24 protein-coding genes are annotated in these 24,530 nt (G+C 64.9%); 11 read left to right on the forward strand and 13 right to left on the reverse strand.

Going from position 1 to position 24,530, the window contains the following annotated elements:
• Positions 1 to 146 precede the first annotated feature (146 nt).
• Positions 147 to 1,577, reverse strand: coding sequence for an aldehyde dehydrogenase family protein (locus tag IPM18_02145; GenBank protein ID MBK9118389.1), 1,431 nt, complete (start codon positions 1,575 to 1,577; stop codon positions 147 to 149).
• A gap of 172 nt (positions 1,578 to 1,749) precedes the next feature.
• On the opposite strand from IPM18_02145, the gene IPM18_02150 reads away from it, so the two are divergent.
• Both IPM18_02150 and argS read left to right on the forward strand, forming a co-directional pair.
• A complete protein-coding gene (locus tag IPM18_02150; protein MBK9118390.1) occupies positions 1,750 to 1,905 on the forward strand; it encodes a hypothetical protein in 156 nt (51 codons plus the stop codon).
• 9 nt (positions 1,906 to 1,914) lie between these two features.
• Positions 1,915 to 3,861 (forward strand): arginine--tRNA ligase, encoded by a 1,947-nt coding sequence (argS, locus tag IPM18_02155; GenBank protein ID MBK9118391.1) that lies wholly within the window; start codon positions 1,915 to 1,917, stop codon positions 3,859 to 3,861.
• 8 nt (positions 3,862 to 3,869) lie between these two features.
• Here argS and raiA read toward each other — a convergent pair whose 3' ends face one another.
• Positions 3,870 to 4,190 (reverse strand): ribosome-associated translation inhibitor RaiA, encoded by a 321-nt coding sequence (raiA, locus tag IPM18_02160; protein MBK9118392.1) that lies wholly within the window; start codon positions 4,188 to 4,190, stop codon positions 3,870 to 3,872.
• Between the two features lie 275 nt (positions 4,191 to 4,465).
• Here raiA and IPM18_02165 point away from each other — a divergent pair, with 275 nt between their 5' ends.
• The gene (locus IPM18_02165; protein ID MBK9118393.1) at positions 4,466 to 4,675 is read left to right on the forward strand and encodes a hypothetical protein; all 210 of its coding nucleotides are present in this window, start codon (positions 4,466 to 4,468) and stop codon (positions 4,673 to 4,675) included.
• A 91-nt stretch (positions 4,676 to 4,766) separates the two neighbouring features.
• Here IPM18_02165 and IPM18_02170 read toward each other — a convergent pair whose 3' ends face one another.
• The 7 genes from IPM18_02170 to IPM18_02200 form a co-directional block, all read right to left on the reverse strand.
• A complete protein-coding gene (locus IPM18_02170; GenBank protein ID MBK9118394.1) occupies positions 4,767 to 5,408 on the reverse strand; it encodes a hypothetical protein in 642 nt (213 codons plus the stop codon).
• Positions 5,409 to 5,547: 139 nt separating this feature from the next.
• Entirely contained in the window at positions 5,548 to 6,414 is an 867-nt protein-coding gene (locus IPM18_02175; GenBank protein ID MBK9118395.1) for an amidohydrolase family protein, read from the reverse strand.
• Positions 6,415 to 6,533: 119 nt separating this feature from the next.
• Positions 6,534 to 7,088, reverse strand: coding sequence for an LOG family protein (locus IPM18_02180; protein MBK9118396.1), 555 nt, complete (start codon positions 7,086 to 7,088; stop codon positions 6,534 to 6,536).
• Between the two features lie 235 nt (positions 7,089 to 7,323).
• Positions 7,324 to 8,412 carry a cation transporter gene (locus IPM18_02185; GenBank protein MBK9118397.1) on the reverse strand — a complete coding sequence of 363 codons (1,089 nt, stop codon included), beginning with the start codon at positions 8,410 to 8,412 and terminating at the stop codon, positions 7,324 to 7,326.
• 61 nt (positions 8,413 to 8,473) lie between these two features.
• On the reverse strand, positions 8,474 to 9,064 hold the full coding sequence (locus IPM18_02190) for a hypothetical protein (GenBank protein MBK9118398.1): 591 nt from the start codon (positions 9,062 to 9,064) through the stop codon (positions 8,474 to 8,476).
• Positions 9,019 to 10,341 (reverse strand): hypothetical protein, encoded by a 1,323-nt coding sequence (locus IPM18_02195; GenBank protein ID MBK9118399.1) that lies wholly within the window; start codon positions 10,339 to 10,341, stop codon positions 9,019 to 9,021. The genes IPM18_02190 and IPM18_02195 overlap by 46 nt, the downstream gene beginning before the upstream one ends.
• 648 nt (positions 10,342 to 10,989) lie before the next feature.
• A complete protein-coding gene (locus tag IPM18_02200) occupies positions 10,990 to 11,703 on the reverse strand; it encodes a hypothetical protein (protein ID MBK9118400.1) in 714 nt (237 codons plus the stop codon).
• A 358-nt stretch (positions 11,704 to 12,061) separates the two neighbouring features.
• Here IPM18_02200 and IPM18_02205 point away from each other — a divergent pair, with 358 nt between their 5' ends.
• From IPM18_02205 to IPM18_02220, 4 genes are all read left to right on the forward strand, one after another.
• Positions 12,062 to 12,436, forward strand: a complete 375-nt coding sequence (locus tag IPM18_02205; protein ID MBK9118401.1) for a hypothetical protein — start codon at positions 12,062 to 12,064, stop codon at positions 12,434 to 12,436.
• Between the two features lie 285 nt (positions 12,437 to 12,721).
• Complete coding sequence (locus IPM18_02210) at positions 12,722 to 13,165, forward strand: hypothetical protein (GenBank protein MBK9118402.1); 444 nt, start codon at positions 12,722 to 12,724, stop codon at positions 13,163 to 13,165.
• A 453-nt stretch (positions 13,166 to 13,618) separates the two neighbouring features.
• Entirely contained in the window at positions 13,619 to 14,026 is a 408-nt protein-coding gene (locus IPM18_02215; GenBank protein MBK9118403.1) for a hypothetical protein, read from the forward strand.
• Positions 14,023 to 14,703 carry a hypothetical protein gene (locus IPM18_02220; GenBank protein ID MBK9118404.1) on the forward strand — a complete coding sequence of 227 codons (681 nt, stop codon included), beginning with the start codon at positions 14,023 to 14,025 and terminating at the stop codon, positions 14,701 to 14,703. Before IPM18_02215 ends, IPM18_02220 begins: the two co-directional genes overlap by 4 nt.
• Before the next feature lie 173 nt (positions 14,704 to 14,876).
• Here IPM18_02220 and rsfS read toward each other — a convergent pair whose 3' ends face one another.
• The 3 genes from rsfS to IPM18_02235 all read right to left on the reverse strand — a co-directional run bounded on the left by rsfS (position 14,877) and on the right by IPM18_02235 (position 18,441).
• On the reverse strand, positions 14,877 to 15,335 hold the full coding sequence (gene rsfS, locus IPM18_02225; protein MBK9118405.1) for a ribosome silencing factor: 459 nt from the start codon (positions 15,333 to 15,335) through the stop codon (positions 14,877 to 14,879).
• Positions 15,336 to 15,515: 180 nt separating this feature from the next.
• Entirely contained in the window at positions 15,516 to 16,802 is a 1,287-nt protein-coding gene (locus tag IPM18_02230) for a DUF1501 domain-containing protein (protein ID MBK9118406.1), read from the reverse strand.
• A 31-nt stretch (positions 16,803 to 16,833) separates the two neighbouring features.
• Complete coding sequence (locus IPM18_02235; GenBank protein MBK9118407.1) at positions 16,834 to 18,441, reverse strand: DUF1800 domain-containing protein; 1,608 nt, start codon at positions 18,439 to 18,441, stop codon at positions 16,834 to 16,836.
• A 298-nt stretch (positions 18,442 to 18,739) separates the two neighbouring features.
• On the opposite strand from IPM18_02235, the gene trxA reads away from it, so the two are divergent.
• Together trxA and IPM18_02245 are read left to right on the forward strand one after the other, a co-directional pair.
• Positions 18,740 to 19,075: a thioredoxin gene (gene trxA, locus IPM18_02240; GenBank protein ID MBK9118408.1), complete on the forward strand. Its 336-nt coding sequence runs from the start codon at positions 18,740 to 18,742 to the stop codon at positions 19,073 to 19,075.
• A gap of 37 nt (positions 19,076 to 19,112) precedes the next feature.
• The gene (locus IPM18_02245; protein ID MBK9118409.1) at positions 19,113 to 19,880 is read left to right on the forward strand and encodes a 16S rRNA (uracil(1498)-N(3))-methyltransferase; all 768 of its coding nucleotides are present in this window, start codon (positions 19,113 to 19,115) and stop codon (positions 19,878 to 19,880) included.
• A 182-nt stretch (positions 19,881 to 20,062) separates the two neighbouring features.
• On the opposite strand, the gene kdsA is transcribed toward IPM18_02245, so the two are convergent.
• Positions 20,063 to 20,884, reverse strand: coding sequence for a 3-deoxy-8-phosphooctulonate synthase (gene kdsA, locus IPM18_02250; protein ID MBK9118410.1), 822 nt, complete (start codon positions 20,882 to 20,884; stop codon positions 20,063 to 20,065).
• 202 nt (positions 20,885 to 21,086) lie between these two features.
• Here kdsA and rpsU point away from each other — a divergent pair, with 202 nt between their 5' ends.
• Both rpsU and IPM18_02260 read left to right on the forward strand, forming a co-directional pair.
• A complete protein-coding gene (rpsU, locus tag IPM18_02255) occupies positions 21,087 to 21,278 on the forward strand; it encodes a 30S ribosomal protein S21 (protein MBK9118411.1) in 192 nt (63 codons plus the stop codon).
• A gap of 318 nt (positions 21,279 to 21,596) precedes the next feature.
• A complete protein-coding gene (locus IPM18_02260) occupies positions 21,597 to 24,479 on the forward strand; it encodes a sodium-translocating pyrophosphatase (protein MBK9118412.1) in 2,883 nt (960 codons plus the stop codon).
• The last annotated feature ends 51 nt before the right edge of the window (positions 24,480 to 24,530 follow it).

A 24,530-nucleotide genomic window follows, 5' to 3' on the forward strand; every position in this document is an offset into this window, starting at 1 on the left:
AAGGGAGGGGAGTTGCGCCGCGCGGGCGCACCGCCGGGCCTGCCGGATGCCGACCTCACCCGTAACCGAACAGATGCCTGGCCCACCCGTCTCAATCACCGGCAAGCTGCCTGTCCCACCCCAGCCGGGACGCCGATGCTCCCTGTTCACCGCGCGTCGCGTAAGACCATCAGCTTCCGCTCGGTCATCGTCTCGAGCGCGTACTTCACGCCTTCGCGGCCGAGGCCGCTGGATTTGACGCCGCCGTAGGGCATGTTGTCGACGCGGAAGCTGGGTACATCGTTGAGGATCACGCCGCCGACCTCCAGCTCCTCGTAGGCGTAATGCGCGTGGTGCAGGTCGCGCGTGAACACGCCCGCCTGGAGGCCGAACTCGCTGTCGCTGGCGGCGGTGACGGCCGCGGCGAAGTCGTCGAACGGCGTGAGCGTCGCCACGGGGCCAAAGACCTCGTCACAGCTCACCTTCTGCCGCGGGTCGACGTTCTCCAGCCACGTCGCCGCCACGAAAGCCCCCTCCCGCCGCCCGCCGCAGAGCACACGCGCCCCGGCCGCGACCGCCGCCCCGATCCAGCGCTCGATGCGGCGGGCCTCCATCTCGCTGATGAGCGGCCCGAGGAATGTCTCCTCGTCCAGCGGGTCGCCCATGCGCAGCGCCGCGGCCCGCTTGATGAGGCGCGTGCGCAGCTCGTCGTAGATCTCGCGGTGGGCAAAGACGCGCTGCACGCTGATACAGCTCTGGCCGGACTGGTAGAACGCCCCGAAGGTCAGCCGCTCGGCGACGTGGTCGAGGTCCACGCCGCGGTCGACGATGCAGGCCGCGTTGCCGCCCAGCTCAAGCGCGACGCGCTTGCGGCCGGCCTGCGACCGCAGTGTCCAGCCGACATCGGCCGAGCCGGTGAAGCTCAGCAGTGCGATCCGCGGGTCGGCCACCAGCGGGCCGGCGTCGGCCGCGGCGCACGGCACGATGGAGAACGCCGCGGGCGGCCAATCCGTCTCGGCGAGGATTTCGCCCAGCAGCACCGCGCCGACGGGTGTGACCGAAGCCGGCTTGAGCACCCACGGACAGCCGGCCGCGATCGCCGGGCCGATCTTGTGGGCGACGAGGTTCATGGGGAAGTTGAACGGTGTGATGAACGCGCACACGCCGACCGGGAAGCGCCGCACGAGGCCCTGGTAGCCGACCGCCCGCGGGCTGATGTCCAGCGGCAGCCACTCCCCGCCGATGCGTACGGCCTCCTCGGCGGCGATGCGGAGCGTGTCAACCAGCCGGGTGACTTCGCCGCGCGCGTCACGCAGCGGCTTGCCGGCCTCGATCGCGAGGGCCCCGGCGAACTCCTCATGCCGCTCGGTTACGCGGCGGACGATGTGCTGGAGGATCTGCTGTCGCGCGCAGGCGGGTAGCCGGCGCGCTGCGGCACGGGCTTCATAGGCCGCGGTGATGGCGCGCTCCAGCGTGGCGCGGTCTCCGCGGGTGACGCGGGTCGCGACCGCCCCGGAGTACTTGTTCGTGACGGTAAGCTCGGCGCCGGTTGTTTCGGGCCGGCCGGCGACGTAGCAGGGATAGGTTTCGCGCAGCATCGCATACCTCCTATGCCGTTTCCAATCATACGGCGTCGGCGGGCCGGCACGGACTGCCGCGCGCGTGCAGCCCCGGTCGCACCTGCGCTCCTCCCGACCTTGCCGCGCGATGCTTGTGGGGATACTCTGCTGGTATGGCGGCGAACTCGGATCCGACCTAGGAGCGATTCGTATGCGTTTCGACAAATTGCGGGCCTGGGGTGCGGCGCTGTGCGCGTTTCTGCTCGGAGTACCCCTCACGGAGCGGGCCGTCGCCCAGGTGGGCGATATCATCGGCGGCTCGCTGCGGCTGACCGAGGGCATCCTGCGCTCCGCCGATCGGAGTTAACTTCCCTGCATGGGCTTTGACTCGCTGCTGAACCGCCTGGCGCGGCACTTCGCAGACGCCCTGGCCGAGGTCTCGGGCCGGCCGGTTGCACCTGCGCAGGCCCTGCTGCGCCCCGCGGGTGACCCGAAATTCGGCGACTACCAGTGCAATGCGGCCATGACGCTGGCGAAGGAGCTGCGTGCCAAGCCGCGCGACGTTGCCGAGCGCATCGTCACAGCGGTGGCGCCGGCGCTCGCCGCCGCTGGTATCACCGTAGCGTTCGAGATCGCCGGACCGGGCTTCATCAACCTGCGGCTGGCCGACGAATTCCTGGCGCGTCTGCTATCCACCGTGCCTCCGTCTCCGGCGGCGCCACCTGAGACCATCACAGGACGTGCGTACGATCCCGGCAGCGCGTCGTTCGACCGCTTCGGTATCGACCCGGTCACACATCCGCGCCGCATCGTCGTCGAATACTCGCAGCCGAACATCGCCAAGCAGATGCACGTGGGGCACTTGCGCAGCACGATCATCGGCGACATGTTTGCGCGCGTGCTGTGGTTTCAGGGGCATACGGTCATCCGGCAGAATCACATCGGGGATTGGGGGACGCAGTTCGGCATCCTCATCCGCTGGTACCGCGAACACCCGCTGCCAACTCCCGCATCGGACCACGATGTCTTGGCAGAGATCGAGGGTGACTATCGCGCGGCCCAGGCGCGCTTCACCGAGGATGCAACGTTCGCAGATGAAGCGCGCCGCGCCGTGACGGCACTCCAATCGGGCGATCCGCAGGCCCGTGAACTCTGGGAAATGATCTGCAAGGTCAGTCTGGACGCGGTCGGCGTGCTCTACGCACAACTGGGTGTCTTGCTGCGGGCGGATGATCCGCAGGAGGTGCGCGGCGAGAGCTTCTACAATGACCGACTGGCGCCGCTGATCGCCGAGCTACGCCGTACGCTGCCAGCGCCCACGGTCGAGCCGCACAGCCGCGGTGCCCCGTGGGCCGAAGTCCGCGACGACCAGGGCGCCGTGTGTGTGTTCCTTTACGACGCCGACGGCACGCCACAATTCAAGAATCCTGATGGCGAGATCCTGCCACTGATCATTCAGAAGTCCGACGGCGCGTATCTTTACGCGACGACCGACCTGGCCGCCGTGCGCTATCGGATCCAGGAATTACGGTTCCCCGGCGGGGTCGGTGCAGAGCGCATCATCTACGTCACGGATGCCCGCCAGAAACTGCACTTCGACATGTGGCGAGCGACCGCCCACGCGGCCGGCTGGATCACCCCCGAAGTCTCCATTGAGCACGTCACCTTCGGCACCGTCCTCGGTCCCGACCGCAAACCGCTCAAGACGCGCGCGGGGGGCAACGTCAAGCTCCGCGAGTTGCTCGATGAAGCCGTGGCCCGCGCCCTTCGGCTGCTCGACGAGCGGGCTGCCGGCGGCGACGAATCCGCCGCCTTGCCCGCCGACGAGCGGCAACTCGTTGCACACCGGATCGGAATCGGCGCCGTGAAATACGCCGACCTAAGCCGCGATCGCAACGGCGACTATGTCTTCAATTGGGACACCATGCTCGCGCTGCAGGGCAACACGGCACCTTACATGCTGTACGCCTATGCCCGCATCCGGTCGATCTACCGCCGCGCCCTGGCCGAGGCCGGCAACGTCGATCCCTATGCTCCCGGCACGACGCTCATGCTGGCCGATGTGGCGGAGCGTGCACTGGCTCTGCACCTCGCGCGGCTTCCCGACGCCATCGAGACGGTCGCGTCCGACCTGCTGCCGCACACGTTGTGCGGCTACCTGTATGACCTGGCCGGCCATTTCATGCGGTTCTACGAGTCCTGCCCCGTGCTACAGGCGGAGGCCCCGCTCCGCGCCAGCCGTCTGCGCCTGTGCGACCTCACAGCCCGCGCACTGCGACTCGGTTTGGGACTGCTCGGGATCCCGGTTGTCGAGCGCATGTAGCGCCGGGCTTAACCCTCGGCGATGCCGCGCTTCGCGCGTGACACTTCGCGGCTCAGCGCTGCCCGCAGGCGGTCAAGTGCAACGTCAATTGTCGCGTAGAAATCCTCGCCCTGCTCCTTGATCCTGATCTCACCGGTGCGAAGCTTCAACTCGATGTGACAGACCTTGTCGACGCCGCCCTTCGCGGGACCGGTTTCATCCTCGAGTCGAACCGTGGCTGCGAGCAGGTTTTCACGAAACCGTTCCGTGGCCGAAATCAGCTTCTCCTCCGCGTACTGGCGGAGAGGGGCGGCGTGGTCCACGTTACGCGCGACGATGTGCAGGTCCATGGAGACTCCTTCGTGACAGAGACTCCCTGATTGTAGGGGCGGAGAAGCGGTGTGGGGCGAAGAGGCCTGCGGGGCCCCCCGGCCGCCGCCCTCCCCCCGCCCTCCCAACCCCCCTTGCGACCTCCGTTTCCAATCCCCGTAGAAACTTGTAACGGCAACCGCGGAAGGATGGTGGCTACGCTGCGAATACCCGGGCAATGAAGCGTTCCAGAGGTCAGGCGCAGCAAAGCACGGGCGATCCGGGCCCGGCGCGGGCAAACCGCAGGAGGTGCGGCATGGAGACGAATTCCTTGACACGGCAGCGCTGGTTCTACACCGGCTTCGTGATCGCCGGTGTGGGGAGTCTCGGCCTCATGAGCTTCCCCCTGCTGGTGCATTTGCCGTTCCTGGAGCACCCAGCCATGCTCTTCACCTTCGTGCTCGGCCTGGCGACGTTGATGGCGGCCGGGGGACTACTGGCCGTTTTCAATCTCAAGGTGCGGTAATGAGAACCATCGCAGGCCGGTGAAACCAATCAGACCGGCGCCCGAGGTCGGCGCGCGGGTGGGCGGTTGTGTCCGAGTGGGGGCCTACACATTACCTGCCCGCATGCAATTCCGCTTCACGCAGCCAGCTCGCGGCTTGCGCGCGGTCGTGGCGCGCGAGAAGTTGGCCTGTGATGCGCACATTGCCGAGCCCGTCGCGCAGGTCTCCGCTCCGCGCTTCGAGCTGCAAACGGCCGGATTCCAGTGCGATCCGCAGCGTTCTACCCGCGTCGCCCTCCGGGTACGCGAAACCCGTCCCCGTGTACGCCAGCGCCCCCGTCGGTCCCGCAACCACGTACTGCAGAATCACATTCATGGTCGTCGAGTTCGCAGGGGTTTTTCCCGGCTGAGGCCGCCAGAACATGCGCAGCGACAGGTAATGCGCTACCTCGCCCGCCGGCGGCCATGCCAGGACTCCAGCTTCTGGCGCATTCTCATCCGCCACGAGGACGACGTCGTCGTGCATACCGGCGGATGACCCCGCTGCCCCATCGACCGGCGGCTCCTCGGCCGGAGTTGCGCCGCGTCGACCTGGCGGCACCCGCACGGCCACGATGTGCAGATCGCCCGTGGCGCTCTGCCAGTACACGACCTCGTCGAATCGCAACTCATAAGTCTCGGGAAAATACGGATCGAGGTAGGAGACGAGCCGCACTTCCGAAGCCGCACAACCCCACAGGAGCAACACGAGCAACGGCACTACGAGGGGGATGGAACGGGATGGGAATGGAGGGCGGGAGGGACTCGCGGTGCTGCGCTCACACATATTCGGTCGATCCCTCATGCACAACCCCTACGGCTCGCCCGTCTGGCCTTTGAGCAGGTCATCCGGCCTACTCATCATCTGCAAAGATCGCACTGCGGGCCGGACGAGCCGGTGTTGCCGATCCCTGAATTCCGAGCAGGTCGAGCGCATTCCGCTCGACAATGCCCCGAAGCTGCTCCCGCGGGATCGGTGCCAGATTGCTGCCGTGGCAGAACTGGTTGACGGAGTACAGCGCCTCGATGCAGGCGGCCGGTGAACGATAGGGGAAGTCGCTGCCAAACAGCAATTTCTCCATGACACCGTACTCGTGCGCCGCCAGCAACGCCGTGTACGACCGCCAAGCCAGGGGCAGCAGGCCGGCTACATCGGCATACACATGCCGATGCTTGGCGAGCAGAACCACGGTTTGTTCGACCCATGGATGACCCATGCGGCTGATCACCATGCGCAAATCGGGGAATTCCTGCGCTACTTCGTCGAGTAGCATGGGCTCAGCGAACTCCAGCTTGCCGACCGGGTTGCGATGGTGCTGTTCAAACACGACCGGCATGCCCCGCCGCATGCACTCCTCGTACAGCTTCATCACAGCCGTGCTGCTCGGATGGAAGTTCTGCATCTCCGGGGAAATAAGCACCCCCTTGAGCTGCAGGTCTTCCTGGGCCTCGCGCAGCGCGTCGCGCCACGCGCGGTCCGTCGGATCAATACCGGCGAAGCCAATCATCTTGGCGGGGTTTCGCCGGACATATTCGGATACGAAACGATTGGGAATCTCCGCCCCGAGATAGTTGCTCTTGAAGGCCAGCACGATCGACTTGTCGACCGGGTCTGAGGCCTCCAGATGGCGCTCCTCATCGGCCTCCACAGGTGGTGCGGCAGCAACCCGCGAAAACTCCGTACTGGGATCCCAAACCTGCGTGTGGCAGTCAACAATCATCTGTGAACTCACGAGCCACCAAGGGTATGGCCACGCGCACTCCGCGCCGAGTCGCGCCGCCGCCCTGGGGGCTTTCCGCTAAATGTTGCGGTTAGATTAGCAACCGCAGCGCTGCGCCGTCAAGCCGTGACTGACGGATATTCGTCACCCGCCCAAGCCGCACGGATACGACTGATTGCGTCGGACGGTGACGCAACCACAATAGGTGCAACACCGTCACCGAGTTCATGTACAGATTGCACGACCCCCCACCAGTAATCCCCGAGCAGGATCGGCGGCAACGGCCGAAGCACCATCCGCTTGCTGACGAGCTCCCAGACCAGGCCAAGTTCGGCCAGCGTGCCGGTTCCTCCGGGGAGAATGACATAGGCGTCGCCGCGCCGAATAAGCTCCTGTAGCCGAACGAAAAGGTCGAGGGTCGTAACTTCTTCGCAAATGAAGCGGTTGGGACCGCCACGGCGACCGAGGGCCGTACAAGTCACACCGATTGTGTGGCCACCGGCCTCGCGGGCCCCGCGTGCGCTGGCTTCCATGGTCCCCCCATAGCCGCCGTTACAAACTGCCCAGCCGGCCTCGGCCACAGTCCGCCCGAGCTCGTACGCCGCCTGGTAGGCGGGCGAATCGGGTACGGGGCGGCTACTGCCGAAGATGGTGACGGTGCGTCGGGGTCGCACGGGGGCTCCGTTGGGTTGGGCTCGATGGTACCTGGGGTAATGCGGACGAAAGCCGCCGTGCTATCCCCAAGCTGCCGGGCAGTGTAAACGGCGTCCACACCGGTTGCCAAGGCAGATCCCGTGCACGTGCAGTCGGGCATGATGACTCGCGCGCAACCCCGTGGGCGGTAATCATGCCGATCCCGGTCGCACTCTTTACTGGTGCTGCGGCTCATGAAGACACTTACGCCGCACCTTACGAGCCGTGGGCGTCGGGGTAGCGGTGATGGCTGGCCTCCGGCGCGGGTTGTCCGGTTGTCGCCTCGATGATGACGCCGGTGCCGCCACGCTCTTCGTAGCCGCGCAGCAGCTCCGCCGTAGCGGGTTCAACATGCACGAGGAAGCGGGTACCCGGCAAGGTGGTGACAATCCGGTTCTCGATGCGGTGTGCCAGATCGTGGGCCGCCTCAACGGTTGCACCCGGCCGCACGACCAGGTGGATGTCCACATGACGATCTATACCCGCTTGGCGCGTGCGCAGCGCATGCACCTCAACAAACTCGTGCCGGAACTCACTCAGACACGCGACAATACGGTCATGGTCCGCGGGCGGAACCGAAGCGTCGAGCATCTGGCGGTAGCCCTTGTGGACGACCCGCGCACCGATGCCGATCAGCACCAGCCCGAGCAACAGGGCCGCGAGGGGGTCGATCAGAGGCGCCGCGTACCAACCCAGCGCTCGGGCGCTCGCCGATACGATTAATGCCGCCAGCACCCCACCGGTGACATACACGTGTGTGCGTAGATGGACACCCTCGGCATACACGGCCGGGGAGCCGGTCCGGACGGCAATCCTCAGTACGAAGCCCGAGACAAACCAGTAGGCGACGCTCGCGGCGCCCATCGCCACCAGTGCGACCCACGACGGGTTGGCTTCCCAGACGGCGATGCCCAGCAGGGCCCGCGCCGCCATGACCCCCGCCCAGAGACCGCTCCCCATGACACAGAAGCCTTCGATGATGCCGGCGAGACTGTCATACTTGCCATGGCCGAAGGGGTGACAGCGGTCGGGCGGGCGGGCGGCCAGGGAGACCAGTACCAGCGCCACCAACGAATCCGCGAGATCGGCGGCCGTGTGGAGACCCTCGGCAAAGACACTCAGCAAGCCGAACCACCAACCCACGGTGAGTTCAACCACGGCCACCACCGTGGTTGTCAGCACGCAGAGGAGGACGGCCCGGCGGCGCAACTGGTCGGGGGTCCGTGGGGTTGCGCCCAGGGGAGGTGGCCACGGTTCGACAGCGGGTTGGGCGCCGTTCGGATCTTCGCGGGCATGCGCGTTCACAACGGGATGATAACGCCGGTGAGCGGGGGTGCGAATACGTGGCCAGCCGCGCGCCCCATGGTTACCTTGGACACCCTGTGTCGTCGCACAGGACGAGGTCGAGCAATCGCGCGATTGCGGCCGCAAGGCGGCGCGCTGCCTGCTCGTCGGCACAGGCCACCAGTCTGAGTACCCGCCCGCGGCCGGTACCCAACCCGCCCAATGACACGAGGAACATTGATTGCTCCCCAACAAAGGAGTAGCGTGGTGGCTTCCAACCGATGCGTACATGGTTGAAACCAGTGAGCGCGTGGGTACGGTGCCAGAGTGGCCGGCCGAGGCCCCACCACTTCCGGATTGTCCGCGTACGGGCGTCGATGATGAAGCCGAAATGACCGAAGGCGCACAGCAAGCCGACGCTGGCGAAGAGTGCCGCCACGGGTAATGCGCCGCACAGGTCCGTCATTGCCCGGCTGTCACGGGGCGGTTCGAGGGGCGGGAAGAGCGGATACTGGGTGAGCAGGTACAGCGCGATTGCGATGAAAAGGACCCCGACTGCCATTACGTACCAGCCGGGGCTGGTGCGAAAGATCAGGGTGTCAGGGCCGATGCGCTGCCACACGGGGGTCACTGTGGCGGCGGCCAGAAAACGAAGTCGCCAGTTGATCTCCAAGTCCTTCGCTGGGACTGGGCGGTGCTGTCACTCGGCTTTCCGCCGTCATCCCGGCCATTGCGACTCAGCGAGTACAGCAGGGGCTCACCGTCGCGCAGCTCGTAGCGGAACGCCTTCCCCGAAAAAGGATCGAGGGAGAGCGCCGTATCCTCGCGTGGCGCGAAGTCGCTCAAGGCGCGCGGCCAAGCACCCGTCCGGGCGCGGTAGGTGTGGAGGTGCAGTACGAGGTGCGTGCCGCGTCGCCAGCCCACCGCTTCAAAGCGTGCGACCGTCGCGTGTGGTATCACGCCCATGCCAAGTTCACTCAGCGCACCGCCGTCGATGGTGTCCCAGTCTTCTTTCAGACGATCTGCCAGCGCGACCACCGCCACGTTGTCCGGCTTGGCGAACAACTCATCCACGCGCGCATACCACGCGTTCACTGGTTCCAGCAACTGCTCTAAGGTACGAGGCGGGTCGAGCACGATGTGCGCGGGTTTACCGGCGGCGGTCGGGGCAGGATCGCGCAGCTCTTCAAAAAGCCCGTCGCCGTCAGCGTCCCAAAGATTACGCTGGAAGTGATCCCAAAGAGTCACCTTCTCGATGGTCAGCGCGCGTTGCCAGGTGCGCAGCTCGGGGTCTTCGCGCGCCAGGCGTGCAGTGATCGTCGTAAAGTCCACCTGTTCAGGTGCCAGTTCCGGAATCAGCAACAGCGTCTCATACGCCAAGCCGCGCAAACCTGCCCCGAGCAAGGCAAAATGAAGGAAAGGTTGTTCCTCGAGATGCCGCGCCAGCGCCAGGACTCGGAGTGTGTCTTCAACAGCCCCTTCCGGCTTGCCCTCGAGGAGGTTCAACCGCGCCCTTATCGTCGCGCCCTGAGCGAGTTGCCGGAACCGTCCCAGCGCCGGAAATTGGACACCCCGCAGGGAGCCATCTCGGGATGTCGCGATGAAATAGCACTTTTCAAGCCCGGTTGCTGCCGAGAACCGCTCCAGCGCACCCGCGTTTGCCGCGGTCCAGGCCCGCAGGGTAGTTCGCTGGGCTTCCGTCCACTTCTTGGGATGGTTGTTGAGGGCATCGCGTAACTCGTCGGCATCCTGGAGCGCGGTGGCCGCCGCCTGGTAGCTCTCGGCCGCGTTCTCCTTGAGGTTGCGCGTGAAACCCGTATTGAGCCACGCCAGGTAGTCGACGGGTGCTGCAGGATTCGGTGGTGGCACCTGCTGCGCCGACGTGATCGCGACGGCCGTCACGAGGAGTCCCGCCGCCCCAAGAACGGGGCGACTGTGCTTTCCGCCCATGTGCATCCCTTACATAAGGGTTACGATCGAACGCTCGTCCCCGCGCCCGACTTCACCGGAAGCAAACCGAGGCGCTGTCGCCCTACCCAATGAGCACTGGGTGTCATGGGGCTTGGTTCCCCGGGCATTGTATGACTGAGCCACGCGGGCTTGCAACATCATCCGTTCAATGGCCGATGGCGGTGCGCTCTTGTGAGGACCGTGACAAGCGCGCGGCCAAGGTCCACCATCGCCGGGCTGTCATTGGACGGCGCGGGGGAGCAACGTACTGGGTGAATAGGACACCGTGATTGGGAGGAAAGACGCCTGACCGCTTTTCCATAGTGGCCAGGGGTCGGTTTCAACGGCGCTTTAGACTTTCGCGGTGGACGAAGAGGCGGGCGCCGGTATTCCGGCGCCCACCCCACCCAACTTTGTTTCCTGCCCGGCAATAAAGCCCGGATCTGAATCCCGCGGGTTTCTGAACAAGGACTACAAGAGCAAGGCACTGTGCCACCGGCGGCAATGGCACACGCTCGGTGATGAACGATTTGCTATGATCTTACCTGTGAAGCACTCCCTGCCGATTCGCAACGGCCCAAGGTTTCTACCAAGCCGAATGCGTCCACACCGCCATGGAAAAGCGTTGTTCTATTACTTCGGCGCCCGTCAATAAGCAGCATGGCGGTAACGTCGTCCGATTGCAGCTAGGCCGAGGACTCCGAGCCACACTGCCGCAGGAGCAGGGATGACTACCAGTTCAAAGTAACCGACAGCACTACCGCCCCCACCCGGGTATTTGAGCGCCTGCAAGATGAATCCGATCTCGTACAGACGTCCGGGCAAAAGCGTATGCGCCAAAGATCCCACCACGTACCCGAACGGCCCATCCACTGTGCCGAGATTCAGGGTTGTGTTTGCTGCACCGAGGTTGAAGCTCAATTGCTCGAACAACGTTTGCGAATTCTCCTGGAACAGAAGTCCTTGGGTCATATCCAAGGCCCCCTGTCCCGTAAACTGCCCGCGCAACGCGATCGGAGTGGGGCGATCCACAGTGAAGAAGATACTACCTAGCGAGCTCGCATCGCCCTGCGCAGCGTTCAGCATGCTATTGAAATCAATGCGAAGTCCGGTGTAACTGATGCCTACGCCCACCTCCATCGTGTTCCCCCCTTTGGTCAACACCATGGTCTCCGCGTATGGCAGCGCCGGGGGAGCCACAATGAGTATCCCACCCACGGGAGACGGATCGTATGGAACGGTGCCAACCGCGGCCACTACAGTGCTGTCCGGCGCCACGGATGCAATCCCCGCAACAGCAGCAGGATAAGCAGTAAACATGCAGACCGTTACCGGCAGTGCCAATCGACGTAGAGTTTCCACACCCTTCCTCCTTCTGTTAGAGCTTCACCGCGCTTACCCGCCCGGTGACTTGCGACGGTCGTCCCACCGACCCCACATGCTGGAAGATACCAACTGTGTCCCCAATGGTCCATGCACACACAGTCTGATTGTGGGCCCACCTCACGCACGGCGAGGTAGCCTGAAATCTTGTGGAAATTGAGAACGTGGGGCATCCTGCTGGTGCGTTTGAAACGAGAGTCGTTTCCCAGGAGGAGCCCGATGGCTACTACAACCGGACGAGGATCGAGCGTCAAGCGGCGGGACGAGGCGGGGCGGACGAGGCCGTGCAGGTGGTTCGGGACCGGTCGAGGAACTGGCCCGGCTGGGGGCCCGGCAGATGCTGCTGGCGGCGTTGGAGGACGAGGTGAACGTCTACCTCCAGCGCGACCGGTATCAGCGACAGGGCGAGTTCCGCGGCTACCACGGGACCACGCCGCGGCGGCTGACGCTGGGCAGCGGCACGGTGCCGCTGGAGGTCCCGCGGGTGCGGACATCCCGCCGGGCGGGCCGTTCGAATCGAAGATCGTGCGCAGTACCAGCGTCGCAGCGACACGATCGAGGAGACGTTCATGCGGCTGTTCATCGAAGGCCTGGCGACGCGGGACTTCGGGCCTGCGGCTGCTGGCGGGGACGACGCGCTGTCGCCCAGCACGATCAGTCGGCTGACCAGCGGTTCCGCGTCGAGTACGCGGCGTTCGACCGGCAGGACTGAGCGGCCGGAAGTTCGTCATATCTGGGCGGACGGGATTTACCTGAGGCCGGGCTGGGTACGGAAAGCCTGCCTGATGGTGCTGATCGGGCGGATACGGAGGGGCAGAAGCACTTGCTCGCGCGCGGAGGGGTATCGCGAGCGGAGCTGGGGCGAGTTGCTAAGGACTGCCGCAGCGGGGTCTGAACAGCCGGGCTGCTGGATCGCGGACGGGGCGTTGGGGCTGTGGGCGGCGGTGAACGAGCAGAGTCGAACTCGGCCCAGCAGCGCTGCACGAATCACAAGACGATGAACGTGCTCGACAAGCTGCCGAAGGCCGAGCAGAGCGACCCCGGACTGCGGGCGATCTGGCAGGCGGAAAGTGAGGTGGCGGCGGAAGCTGGCGGCCGGTGTGATCGCGGACTTCCGTCGGGCGGGCTGACCGGGCGGCGGACTGTCTGGGGACGATCTGGATCGCTGCCTGACGTTCTACGCGTTTCCGGAGCCGCACTGGTCCACCTGCGGACGACGAACGTGATCGAGTCGCCGTTTGCGGGCGTACGGCTGCGGACGAACGCGGCCAAGCGGTTCAAGGAGACCAAGGCGGCGTGTACGGTGCATCAGGTGCTGATGCGGCTGTCGCAGAACTGGCGGCACGAGGCGGCACCGTGTGCCCAGATACCGCTGCCGGAAGGAAAGAACCGCCGGGTGAAGACGAAGGTGAAGGCGAAGGCGAAGACCCATGCGGCGTGAACGAACGTGACGGATGCCCCAGATTCAATTTACACAGGACTTGACACTACCTCCGCACGGCAACCGAATGCCCTCACCCATCGCTCCTGCCCGCCGGCGTTTGTGAGTTGGGTAAAGCGGCCGTCCCGGCATGCGGTCGGGCAACGATCTGTTCACCTTCTGAAACGTTCCGCCGTTCACATTCGAGCAAAGCTTAGCCACGGCCACGACTCGCAGAGGACCATCGGACAGTCCCAGCGAACCTACCTGCAAACCGGCCAACTCCCCCCCCTCCCCACCGCAACTATTGCAGACGGGTGATTACAAATGCTGCGGTTACAATCTGGCCGTTAGTGGGCGGTGCCCGGTACCTGATACGCACTTCGTGAAGTGCAAGGACAGGTCATGAAACGTGGCGCGACTACACGATTCGTGCCTCTCACCTTGTGGGGATCTTCGCTGCTCGGAGCAGTCATGACAGCGATGGGAGCGCTCGCTTCCTACAGCCCGGAGGATCGGCTTCAGGTCGCCATCACGATCCACTGCGTCGGATTTGCGAGCATGCTGACCGGACTCGCCTTCTTGCGCCGCACACGAAATTCGTGGAAGTGGGTCCATGCACCGTTTGTCGGTCTGGCGGCGATCGGGATGGCATACAACGCCTGGCAGCGTACGCCGTGGGACGTGGGTACACCGCTGGCCATCGCGTTTGTCGTGGTGGCCTGGGCGGCTCGCGGTCTCTGGTGGGGGCCGTTTCGCAAACCCCTGTCCGGCCACTGCCAGGCCTGCGGCTACGACCTAACCGGCAACGTCAGCGGGCGGTGTCCGGAGTGCGGTACGCCGCTCTCTAGCACATTGAAGTTGATAGAGAGCAAAGCATGACGACTGACGCTGACGGTCCCATCTTGATCACCGAGTCACCGCCGCGCCTGCCGTCGCATGGATGGTTCGTGTCCGGGGTGCTGCGCCTGCTGACAGGCCTGATCGCTGCCGTGTGCGCGTTGTTCGTTACAAACAATTGGTGCTTCGTGATCTTCCCGGCGACGCTGGCCGCCTTGGTGGTCGACTACCTCTTGTGCGTGTTCAAGCCGCGGTTTGTCGTGCGCGTTTTGACGGCGATGGTAGTAGGAGTGACCACCGGGATTTTTTTCGGTGTGGGTCCGGATTGGGCCTTCCGCGAGGCGTTCGAGATGGCGCCCCCGAACGGCGTTCACGACGTGCGCATCTGGAGACATTATCTGGGCGGTCCGGGTGAGCACGTGCTGATCATCGAATTCATGGCCGACGCGGCCGCACTTCAGGCACTCGTGCAGGCGCACCCACCCACCTCCGACAGCTACTTAGTGCACCGCTGGAAAGCTGCCGGCGGGAGCTGGGCGCAGGCGCTCGACATCTTCGGCTCTCCGGCCTGGACGAGCTTTGCATATTCCTCGTGGAAGCGGATTCGGCCGCTTGAGCACCCCGTGGTTCTCGCTCTGGGCGCAACAAATGGTGGCACGCTTGTATTGTTCCAAGAGCCGGGCTCAGGCCGCTGTGTCGCGCTGCATGAAAGATTCTGACTGGGATACTTGGGAGCGCCTGTGCAATTCGATCTGCTTGATCTGCACGCTTGGCGCGGGCGTTGGCCTTGTCGCCACGAGTACCTGCCGCACAAATCTCGCAGTCGGCCCATGTCAGCGGTGCCGCGCGCTGTGGCGTCGCCGCCCGCAGAAAGCGAGTTCTGCCAGGGCTGCTAGGGGTTGTTCCCCGTGTCCGTGTTCTCCGGCTCCCAGCGCACTGACTTCGCGTCGCCCCAGAGCCCCTCGAGGTCGTAGTAGTCCCGGTGGTCATCGTCGAATAGATGGATGACGACGTCGACGTAGTCGGCGAGTACCCAAGTCGTGCTGGTGGCAGTATCGGCGGACGAAAAGTGCCGGCGGCCGACGCGTTTTGCGAACACGCGGATGTCGTCGAGCACGGCGTGCATCTGGCGATTCGATGTCCCGGTGCCGATCACGAAGTAGTCGGCCAGCGTGCTCAGCCCTCGCAGATCGAGGACCACAACGTTCTCGATCCGGTTGCCGGCCGCAATGCGGGCGGCATGGACGGCAAAGCCCTCAGCATCGTCGTGCGCGAGCGCGGGGGGCGCCTCCGGCGCTGTGTCGCTCCGCGGTTTTGCCAAGTCGGGATTCAGCCAGTCCACGCTTTCCATGTGGGCATTCTAGACGCTGCGGGCCGGGCGAGCCAATCCTGTTCTGTGCGGTGGGCAGGAACGCACGCCGCGGCGGAAGGGCGCCGCACCCCATGGCGCAGGGGGCGGATGACGGAGCCCTGCTCCCGGACGGGGACTTGCGGGCGATCGTCCGTGTTGTGTGCGCACTACACCCAGGCGTCAGGCCTTCAGCAGCCGCAGCGGAGCGTAGCCCGTCCCGATCACCTTCGAGAGGTCGCGCGGCGGCAGGCCCAGCCAGTCGCGCAGGATCGTCGCGTACACGCGCCTGAAATCGACGCCAAACGCGAGATCGCCGCGGTCCAGTTTCGCGAGGTCGGGGTGCGGCTCGTGCAGCCCCGGCCGCACCTTGGACCCGCACAAAAACACCGGTGCAGCCGCGCCGTGATCCGTCCCTCCGCTGGCGTTCTCCTGCACGCGTCGGCCGAATTCGGAGAAGCTGAGCACTAGCACACGGTCGAGCAGTTTGGCCTCTGCCAGCGTATCGAGAAAATCCTGCAGCCCATCGCCGAGTTGTTGGAGCAAGGTGCGGTGGCGGCCGGCCTGGCCCGTGTGTGTGTCGAACCCACCGAGGGACACATAGTAAATGCGTGTCGGCAGGTCGGCTTGGATCATCCGGGCGACCAGCGCTAATTGCGCGCTGAGGGGGTTGCCACCTGGGCCGCGCGGTGCGCGACCGATGCGCGTGTTGCCGGCGGCGGAGCGGATCTGGTCCGCACCGAGCTGCGCGTCGAGCGCGGTGCGCTGCAGGTAGCGGGCCAATTGCGGACCATCCTGGGGGATGTCGCCGGTGCGGTTGTTGAGTTGGTCAAAGGTGGCCTGGGCACGCGGATCGCGCCGCCCGGCGCGCCACACGAGTTCATCGGGGTTGCTGAACGCGAGCGCGGTGAACGTGTCGCCCTGCAGAGCCAGTGGGGCTTCCTGCATCAGGGCGATGCCCTGGATCGGGGCCGGCGGGTCGCTGCCGGCACAACAGGCATCCATGTAGCGCCCGAGCCAGCCCTGGGTCCGGCGCTGCTGCGGATCGGCCGTGTGCCAGATGTCCATGCTTACGAAGTGGCTGCGGTTCGGGTTGGGATAGCCCACGCCCTGTACGATCGCGAGTTGCCCGACGTCGTACAACGCCTTCAGTCCCGCCGCGGACGGGTGCAGACCGACGCCGTTCGCCAGCGCGAGCACGTCGTTGCGCGGCACCGCGAGCTGGCGGCGGTAGCGGTAGTACAGCTCGTGCTCATAGGGAATCACGGTGTTAAGCCCGTCATTGCCGCCCGCGAGCTGCACCACGACCAGAACCCGCTGTGAATCCTCCCGCCCACGGCGGGGGGCGGTCTGCGGTAGCGCACTCGCTGTCTGCCCGAGAAACAGCGGGAGGGTGGCCGAGGCGCTGAGCAAGCGCAGACTGCCGGAGAGAAAGTCGCGGCGGGTCGTAAAGATCGAGTCGGGAACCATGACGGGTCTCCGCTGCGCAGGCCGCCGGGGCTCAGTGCATCTGGAACTCGGGCGTGCTGCACAACAGGTGAATCATCTGGCGAATCTGGGTGGCGGCCTCGCGAGCCGCGACGTGAAAGCGGCCTTCCTGATCGAGGTAGTCCATGAGGGCCTGGCGCTTCGCGGCTGAGAGGGGGCGGGCCAGCAGGTGTGCGCAATAGAAGTCCACGATTTCACCGGGCGTGGTCAGGTTGCGGGCCTTCAGCACAGAAAGGGGATCGTACGCGGTCTGGTGTCCGGCGGTGAGCCGCGAGCGTCCCCCCGCGCCGCCGGCACGCATGCCGGGCCCGGCCATGGTGCTTTCCGGGCTCTCATCGTCGGCGAGATCCTCATCGTGGGCAGCCGGCCGCGCGGGGCGGCGCCCAGCACCGTCGCCCTGGATGAGGTTACCGATCGCATTGTAGCGCAGGTGCAGTGTCGCCGTGTTGATCCAGTGCGAGCCGCCGTTCCAACCCTTCACGTTCGGTGGTTGCATCAGTTCCTGGCCGAGCGCTGCGAGTGTCCGCTCCGCATCACGGAGGCGCTCGATGGGTACGCCGAGGCGGCGGGCGGTCCCGACGATGAGTTCGACGGGACTCTTGACGAGCGCACCGCGGACCTGGGGTGCGTAGAACGCGCGGCTGAGAAAGAGCGTACGGAGCACCGGCTTGAGTGCGTAGTTGTGGCGGCGCAGCTGGGCCGCCAGTCGCTCCACCAGTTCGCGCTCGGGCTGTGGCGTCACGAAGAACTCCGCGAGCTTGCGGGCGAGGTGGCGCGAGCATGCCGGGTGTGCCAGAATCTGGTCAATGACGTCCTCGCCGCCCAGGCGGCCGGTCTTGCCGAGAAACGTCTTGGGCCCGTCGTCGTGCTGGGCGCGGCGGAACACGAAGCCGTCGTCGTCGAAGGTCCAGCCGGTGAAAGCACGGGCCGCGGCCTTCACGTCGGCCTCGGTGTACTGCCCCTCCCCGAGGGTGAAGAGCTCCAGAAGTTCGCGGGCGTAGTTCTCGTTGGGCTGTTGCCGCCGGTTGCGCGCATTGTCGAGGTACACGAGCATGGCCCGGTCGCGACTGATACCAAGAAGCAGACTGCGGAAGTCCCCCAGGGCGTGGCGTCGCAGGAGTTCGTTCTGTTCGAGCATGAACTGGGCCCGGCGCACTTCGCGCGCCCCGCTGGTGAAGTGACCGTGCCAGAAGAGCGTCATCTTCTCTTCGAGCGGCCGGGGCGATTGAATCATGCGCTCCAACCACCAGAGGCGGATTTCCTGGTGACCGATGCGCTCCGCGCGGATTCGTTCCTGCGCAGCTTCACGGCGCTGCTCGGGGTTCATGGTTACGATCGTCCGCCCCGGTGCCTGCCGGATGATCGACGGAAGCTCCGGAGGGGGCGGCGTGTAAGTCAGTGCGTCGTAGTTGAGCAGTGCGTCGACCGCGCCTTCGAGTCCCAGCGCGTAGCAGCGCTCGATTTGTTCGGGGGTCGCTCCAAAACCGGCCCGCGCGAGCAGATGCGTGGCGGCGGCGCGGTCCCACTGGTTCCGGGGGAGTGGTTGCAGGAAGCCGCCCTGCCCATATGCTGCGGCCACCGCGAGCAGGATCGGCAGAATCACACGGGTGGGATGAAGCATAGCAACCCTCGAACGCAGGTGCCTCAAAAAAAGCGTAGTCGCTGACGGGCGCCTGGGAAGCGAAAACCGAAAAAACTACGGACCCGGTGCGGTGTTGCGTGTACGTCGGTCTGCCGAGCCAAACGTGCGCCGCGGAGACCCTATTGCCCGGCCCGGCAGCGACATTGGCGGTGACCCACAATGAAGACCCGTCCTTTGACCCTGTCGGAGGGGCGGAATACAATCGCGGGTCACGCACTTATCTCCGATAAAGCAACCCTCTGCGTGCCCCCACGCAGGCCAGACGCAGGAGTCAGGAATGGCCGGAGCAAACACCCTCACATTCAACCAGGATAATTTTGAGGCCGAGGTACTGCAGTCCAATGTCCCGGTACTGGTCGACTTCTGGGCGACGTGGTGCGGGCCGTGTCACATGCTGGCACCCGTGATTGACGACCTCGCCACATCTTTCCAAGGTAAGGCGAAAATTGGCAAGGTCGATGTGGATACTGCGCAGGAGCTCGCCGCCCAGTACGGCATCAGCAACATTCCCACGGTTCTCGTATTCCACAAGGGTGAACAGGTCGCCCGCATCATTGGTGCCAAGCACAAGAAGGAATACGAGGAGACGCTCAAAGCCCACTTGGCCGGCTAGCCATTGCAGCCCGACCGGGGGGGGCGGGGATCGCCGCATGGCGGCTCCTTGGTTTTATTGTGACGATCTCTCCGCGCAGCGGGTCGTGCTCGAGGCCGCCGAGTCACACCACGCGCTGCATGCCTTGCGGTTGCGGAATGGGGCGGAGGTGGTGCTTTTTGACGGTCGGGGACAGACGGCTACCGGCCTGCTCGAGTCGGCCCCCGGCGACTCGGCACGGCGTAAGGGGCGTTGTTTAGTTGCGGTTACCCTCGTGGAGCGGAGGGCAATCCCCTACCCCGTCCCTGCTTTGACTCTTTACGTGGCGGCTTGCAAGGGAGCCCGGCCGGAGTGGTTGGTGGAGAAGGCCACGGAGCTCGGGGTGGCTGCGCTGATCCTGGTTGACTTCGAGCGTTCCGTTGTTCGCACCGGTCCGCAACACGTCGAAAAACTACACCGGACGGCGATTGCGGCCTGCAAACAATGTCAGCGGGCGTGGGTACCGGACATCCGAGTCGGTGCAACGTTGCCCAGGATTCTCGCCTCTGTAGCACCTGGCGCCCTTGCGATGGCCGTCCCGTCACCGGAGGCAGAACCATTCTTGACTTGGTTGCACAACTTCCCGTTGACCGAGCCGCACGGCGGTGTGCTCATCGGTCCGGAAGGTGGATTCAGCCCGGCCGAGTGTGAGCTCGCGCGATGTGCAGAGGTGCCGACGGTCCAACTAGGGGCGCAAATCCTGCGTGTCGAAACGGCCGCAACGCTTGTGGCGGCAGTGTGGGCGGCCTGGACGAACGTGCGAGCGCATGAAAAAGGCGAGCCCTAAGCTCGCCTCTGCCCTTTGACACCCCGGAGCAGGCACACGCGACTGTCGTCGAAACGACCATCCTCCGTCCCTTACAATCAAAGAGTACCTCAAATGGTGCGGTATGGCAAATCTTTTTGATCAATCGATTTGCAAAAAATCTCTTTACTTCTTTCGTTTCAGAGTCTTAGGTACCCAAAAAATCAGCTCAGTACGCTGTGGATACGCAGAAGGTCCCCGAGCAACGTCTCGAGTTCCTGGAGCGGCCATACCGTAGCCGCGTCGCTTTTGGCGTGGTCCGGATCCTCGTGCACTTCCATGAACAGCCCATCGATGCCCACAGCCACGGCCGCCCGCGCCAGGAGGGGGATAAACTCGCGTCGGCCCCCTGTGACAGCACCAATGCCGCCTGGATATTGCACCGAGTGGGTGGCATCGAATACCACGGGGGCCATGGCGCGCATCACACTGAGTCCCGTAAAATCATTGACCAGTCGCTCGTAGCCGAAAAACGTGCCACGGTCGGTCAGGAGCACGTTCGGGTTGCCGGTTTCACGGACCTTCTCAGCCGCCAGGGACATCTTCTCCGGCGCGAGGAACTGCCCCTTCTTCACGTTCACACAGCGGCCCGCGCGGCCACACGCCAGCAGGAGGTCTGTCTGGCGGCAGAGAAATGCGGGGACCTGCAGGACGTCAAGCACCTCGCCTGCGGGGCCGGCCTGGTGGGGTTCGTGGATGTCGGAGAGCACCGGCACACCGAGTTCGGCCCGCACGCGCCCCAGAATCCGCAGGCCTTCGTCGAGGCCGGGGCCGCGGAATGAATGCACGCTGGACCGGTTGGCCTTGTCGAAGCTGGCCTTGAAGACGTAGGGAAGCCCAAGGCGCTGCGCGATCGCTGCGATCTGACTGCCAAGCCACAGGGCGTGGTCCTCAGATTCGAGGACGCAGGGGCCGGCGATCAGCAACAGGGGTTGACCTGGGCCGACACGGTGTTCGCCGACGAGAGCGGTGGTTGGGTTGGACATGGCCGCAGTGTACCGGATGGGTCCGCTCAGGGGCACCCATCACGGGCGGTTCGCGCCTGGCGTGCCGGGCTTCGCGACATGGCCGCGGAGCGCTTGCCGGGTATAGGCAGTGAGGGTATGATCCGGATCTCGGATAGTGGGTTCGTCATAGCGACGCAGGTGGGGCGGCAGGGAGTCCGCCCCTTCGAAAGGCTGGGTGTGCATGATTCGGGTCAAGGTGCGCGGGAACGAGTCGGTCGAGCAGATGGTGCGCCGGTTCAAAAAGCTCTGTGAGAAAGAGGGGTTGACACGGGATATCAAGCGTACCAGCTACTACGAGAAGCCCTCGGAGCGCCGCCGCCGGAAGACCCGGAAGTCGATGAAGCGCATTGCAAAGGAAAGTCTGCTGCTCTAGGCGGGGACGGCTGGCCAATCACGATATCATGCCGCCAGACTTGGGCCTAAGTGTGCCTGAGTCTGGCTTCTTTTTTTGCGCAGGCAAGGGGGGCGGGGTTCGGCAGCAAGAGAATTGTGACGAGCTTCACAGCGCATAATTTTTCACGTCGCAATGAAAACCGGGCGGGCAAAACCTTTATTTCGCTAATGATATCCGTTACTGTCCGGCGACTTTTGCCCGGCTATGCGACGTGGCGCGTGAGTCGCAACGGCACGGGCAGGTGATTGCGGAGTGCGCTTCCCCGAATGGCCCCGCGCCGCCGAAGGAGAGTCGGCTGTGTCTGGATGGTCTCGCCCTGGATGCTCAACGTTCCTGTGGTTCCTGTGTGTGGGTGCCGCGCTGTTGTGGCTGCCGGAGCGCGGCTGGTCGCAGGCGGAGCCGGAGACCGTGCCGACCGCACCAGTCGTCACGACCAATGGTGATATCGACGCGCACGCCATGTCTGAAGAGCTGGCACGCCCGATGATCCCTTGGGTGTGGTGGCTGGCGCCGATTACGGCGATCGTGGCGCTTGTCTACGCGCGCAAGTTCTACCTTGAAGTGCGCGCCGCGGACCCGGGCGACCCCGAGATGATCGAGATCGCGGATGCGGTGCGTGAGGGTGCGATGGCGTACCTGTGGCGACAGTACCGCGTCGTAGCCATCGTATTCGTGGCGCTGATGGCGATTCTGGGTTGGATGGCCTACGGGCTGGGTGTACAGAATGAAATCGTACCGTTTGCCTTTCTGACTGGCGGGGCTTTCAGCGGCCTGTGCGGCTACCTCGGCATGCGCACCGCGACGTTGGCGAGCAATCGCACCACCGCGGCCGCCCGGAAGAGTCTCAACGACGGCCTGCGCGTGGCCTTCCGTGCGGGGGCCGTGATGGGGCTCGTGGTGGTGGGGTTCGCGCTGCTTGACATTACAGCTTGGTTCATCGGTCTGTACTACTTCGCGCGTGCGCTCTCGCTGAACGACATCACGGTCATCATGCTGACCTTCGGCATGGGGGCCTCAACACAAGCGCTGTTTGCGCGCGTCGGTGGCGGGATTTACACCAAGGCGGCCGACGTCGGCGCGGACCTGGTCGGCAAGGTCGAGGCGGGGATCCCGGAGGACGATCCGCGCAACCCGGCCACCATCGCGGACAACGTTGGCGACAACGTCGGCGACGTGGCCGGCATGGGCGCGGATTTGTACGAGTCGTATGCGGGTTCGATCCTTGCCACGGCAGCGCTCGGCGTGGCGGCCGCCGCCGCGCTCTTTGGACATGGCGGCGCGGGTCAGGCGGAGGCGGCGATCCGCTTTCTGGCTGCACCGATGCTGCTGGCGGGAATCGGCATCCTGCTGTCCATCGCGGGGATCTACCTCGTGCGGACGGAGGAAGGCGCGAACATGGCCCAACTCATGGGCGCGCTCAATCGCGGCATCAACGGCAGCAGTCTGATGATCGCGGTGGCCGGCGCGCTGGTGTGCTGGCTGCTGCTGGGCAACATCGAAGTCAAAGAAGGCGAAGAAGTACTCTACACGGTCCGATGGTGGGGCATCTGGTTGGCGATGGTGAGCGGCCTGTTTGCGGGCGTGATCATCGGCAAGGCCACGGAATACTACACCAGCTACGACTACAGCCCGACGAAGCGGATCAGCGAGCAAGGCATCACCGGCCCGGCCACGATCATCATTGCGGGCATCGCCGAGGGCATGAAGAGCACCTGGGCGGCGCTGCTGACCATCATCATTGCGATCATGGCGGCGTTCGTCCTCGCCGGGGGTGCCAGTGAATTCATGCTCGGGCTCTACGGTGTCGGCTTTGCGGCAGTCGGAATGCTCGCAACACTCGGCATCACTCTGGCGACAGATGCGTACGGACCGATTGCGGACAACGCCGGTGGGAACGCGGAGATGACGGGCCAGCGGCCCGAAGTCCGGAAGCGGACGGATGCGCTCGACTCGCTCGGCAACACCACCGCGGCAACCGGCAAGGGTTTCGCGATCGGCTCGGCGGCCTTGACGGCGCTGGCGTTGCTGGCCGCGTACATTGAGGAGGTGCGCACGGGGCAATTGCTCGAGTCGCGGGCGGTCGTGGCGAGCGAATTCACACGGCCGGTGCCCGACGAGGCCCTCTACATCGGGCACGGCAAGTTCGCGAGCCGGATCGGCGTCGGCAATGAGATCGGCGCGTTCAAGGCGTACATGATCCTGAACATGGACGAACTGCCCGACAAGGCCCTGGACCAGATGAAAGCGATGAAGGAGAGCCGGACACGGCTCCCGCTTGGCCACCAACTCGGTAAAGAGGACGGCTACGTGCGACTCACGCCGTTGCCGGGTAGCGATGCGGAACTGAAGCTCGTACCGGTGCGGCAGGCGTCCATGCAGCAGTTCATGACTTTCTACAACGTGACGCTGATGAATCCGCGCGTGCTGTGCGGCGCCTTCGCCGGTGTGCTGCTGACTTTCCTGTTCTGCGCCCTCACGATGAAGGCGGTGGGCCGCGCAGCCAACCGGATGATGATCGAGTGTCGGCGACAGTTCGAGAAGATCCGCCAGTACCTGCGGAACAGCGGCAAGGACGAGGCCTTCGTGCAGAATCCGGACAACTGGCCACGACGCGTGGACGTCGATGGGCAGCGGTATCCGAACTACGCGGACTGCGTGGCCATTTCAACGGCAGGGGCGCAGCGCGAGATGATCGTGCCGTCGCTGCTGGCGATCGCGGTACCGGTGGCGGTTGGACTGGTGCTGGGCGTGCCGGGTGTGATGGGCCTGCTGGTCGGCGGCCTGACGAGCGGCTTCGCGGTCGCAATCTTCATGGCCAACGCCGGTGGTGCTTGGGACAACGCGAAAAAGTTGATCGAAACTTTCGGCAAACTGACGGCCGTGGAGGTCATCAATGACCCGGCGGTGCAGGAGCGGCTGCCGCAGAACATCCGGGCGGAACTGGTGAGCCGGGCGAAGCAGGCGGTGGCCGCGGGCTTCCCGGAAACGATCATCTACGGCAAGGGCAGTGAGGTGCACAAGGCCGGCGTTGTGGGTGATACCGTCGGCGATCCGTTCAAGGACACTTCGGGACCGAGTCTGAACATCCTCATCAAGCTGATGAGCATGGTGTCGGTCGTATTCGCAGGCCTGATCGTGAAATACGCGCCGCAGATCGGCGAGTGGCTGCAACTCGGGTAGCGCAGCGCAAGCTGGCACACGCGGCAGGTTGCGTCATTTGACGCGGCCTGC

Source organism: Phycisphaerales bacterium, from assembly GCA_016716475.1.
Lineage (GTDB): Bacteria > Planctomycetota > Phycisphaerae > UBA1845 > Fen-1342 > JADJWG01.

Bases quoted from the DNA above. Each gene is read 5' to 3' on its own strand.
- IPM18_02145 (MBK9118389.1), bottom strand. From the start codon at position 1,577: ATGCTGCGCGAAACCTATCCCTGCTACGTCGCCGGCCGGCCCGAAACA.
- IPM18_02150 (MBK9118390.1), top strand. From the start codon at position 1,750: ATGCGTTTCGACAAATTGCGGGCCTGGGGTGCGGCGCTGTGCGCGTTT.
- argS (MBK9118391.1), top strand. From the start codon at position 1,915: ATGGGCTTTGACTCGCTGCTGAACCGCCTGGCGCGGCACTTCGCAGAC.
- raiA (MBK9118392.1), bottom strand. From the start codon at position 4,190: ATGGACCTGCACATCGTCGCGCGTAACGTGGACCACGCCGCCCCTCTC.
- IPM18_02165 (MBK9118393.1), top strand. From the start codon at position 4,466: ATGGAGACGAATTCCTTGACACGGCAGCGCTGGTTCTACACCGGCTTC.
- IPM18_02175 (MBK9118395.1), bottom strand. From the start codon at position 6,414: ATGATTGTTGACTGCCACACGCAGGTTTGGGATCCCAGTACGGAGTTT.
- IPM18_02195 (MBK9118399.1), bottom strand. From the start codon at position 10,341: ATGGGCGGAAAGCACAGTCGCCCCGTTCTTGGGGCGGCGGGACTCCTC.
- IPM18_02205 (MBK9118401.1), top strand. From the start codon at position 12,062: ATGCTGCTGGCGGCGTTGGAGGACGAGGTGAACGTCTACCTCCAGCGC.
- IPM18_02210 (MBK9118402.1), top strand. From the start codon at position 12,722: ATGAACGTGCTCGACAAGCTGCCGAAGGCCGAGCAGAGCGACCCCGGA.
- IPM18_02215 (MBK9118403.1), top strand. From the start codon at position 13,619: ATGACAGCGATGGGAGCGCTCGCTTCCTACAGCCCGGAGGATCGGCTT.
- IPM18_02220 (MBK9118404.1), top strand. From the start codon at position 14,023: ATGACGACTGACGCTGACGGTCCCATCTTGATCACCGAGTCACCGCCG.
- rsfS (MBK9118405.1), bottom strand. From the start codon at position 15,335: ATGGAAAGCGTGGACTGGCTGAATCCCGACTTGGCAAAACCGCGGAGC.
- IPM18_02230 (MBK9118406.1), bottom strand. From the start codon at position 16,802: ATGGTTCCCGACTCGATCTTTACGACCCGCCGCGACTTTCTCTCCGGC.
- IPM18_02235 (MBK9118407.1), bottom strand. From the start codon at position 18,441: ATGCTTCATCCCACCCGTGTGATTCTGCCGATCCTGCTCGCGGTGGCC.
- trxA (MBK9118408.1), top strand. From the start codon at position 18,740: ATGGCCGGAGCAAACACCCTCACATTCAACCAGGATAATTTTGAGGCC.
- IPM18_02245 (MBK9118409.1), top strand. From the start codon at position 19,113: ATGGCGGCTCCTTGGTTTTATTGTGACGATCTCTCCGCGCAGCGGGTC.
- kdsA (MBK9118410.1), bottom strand. From the start codon at position 20,884: ATGTCCAACCCAACCACCGCTCTCGTCGGCGAACACCGTGTCGGCCCA.
- rpsU (MBK9118411.1), top strand. From the start codon at position 21,087: ATGATTCGGGTCAAGGTGCGCGGGAACGAGTCGGTCGAGCAGATGGTG.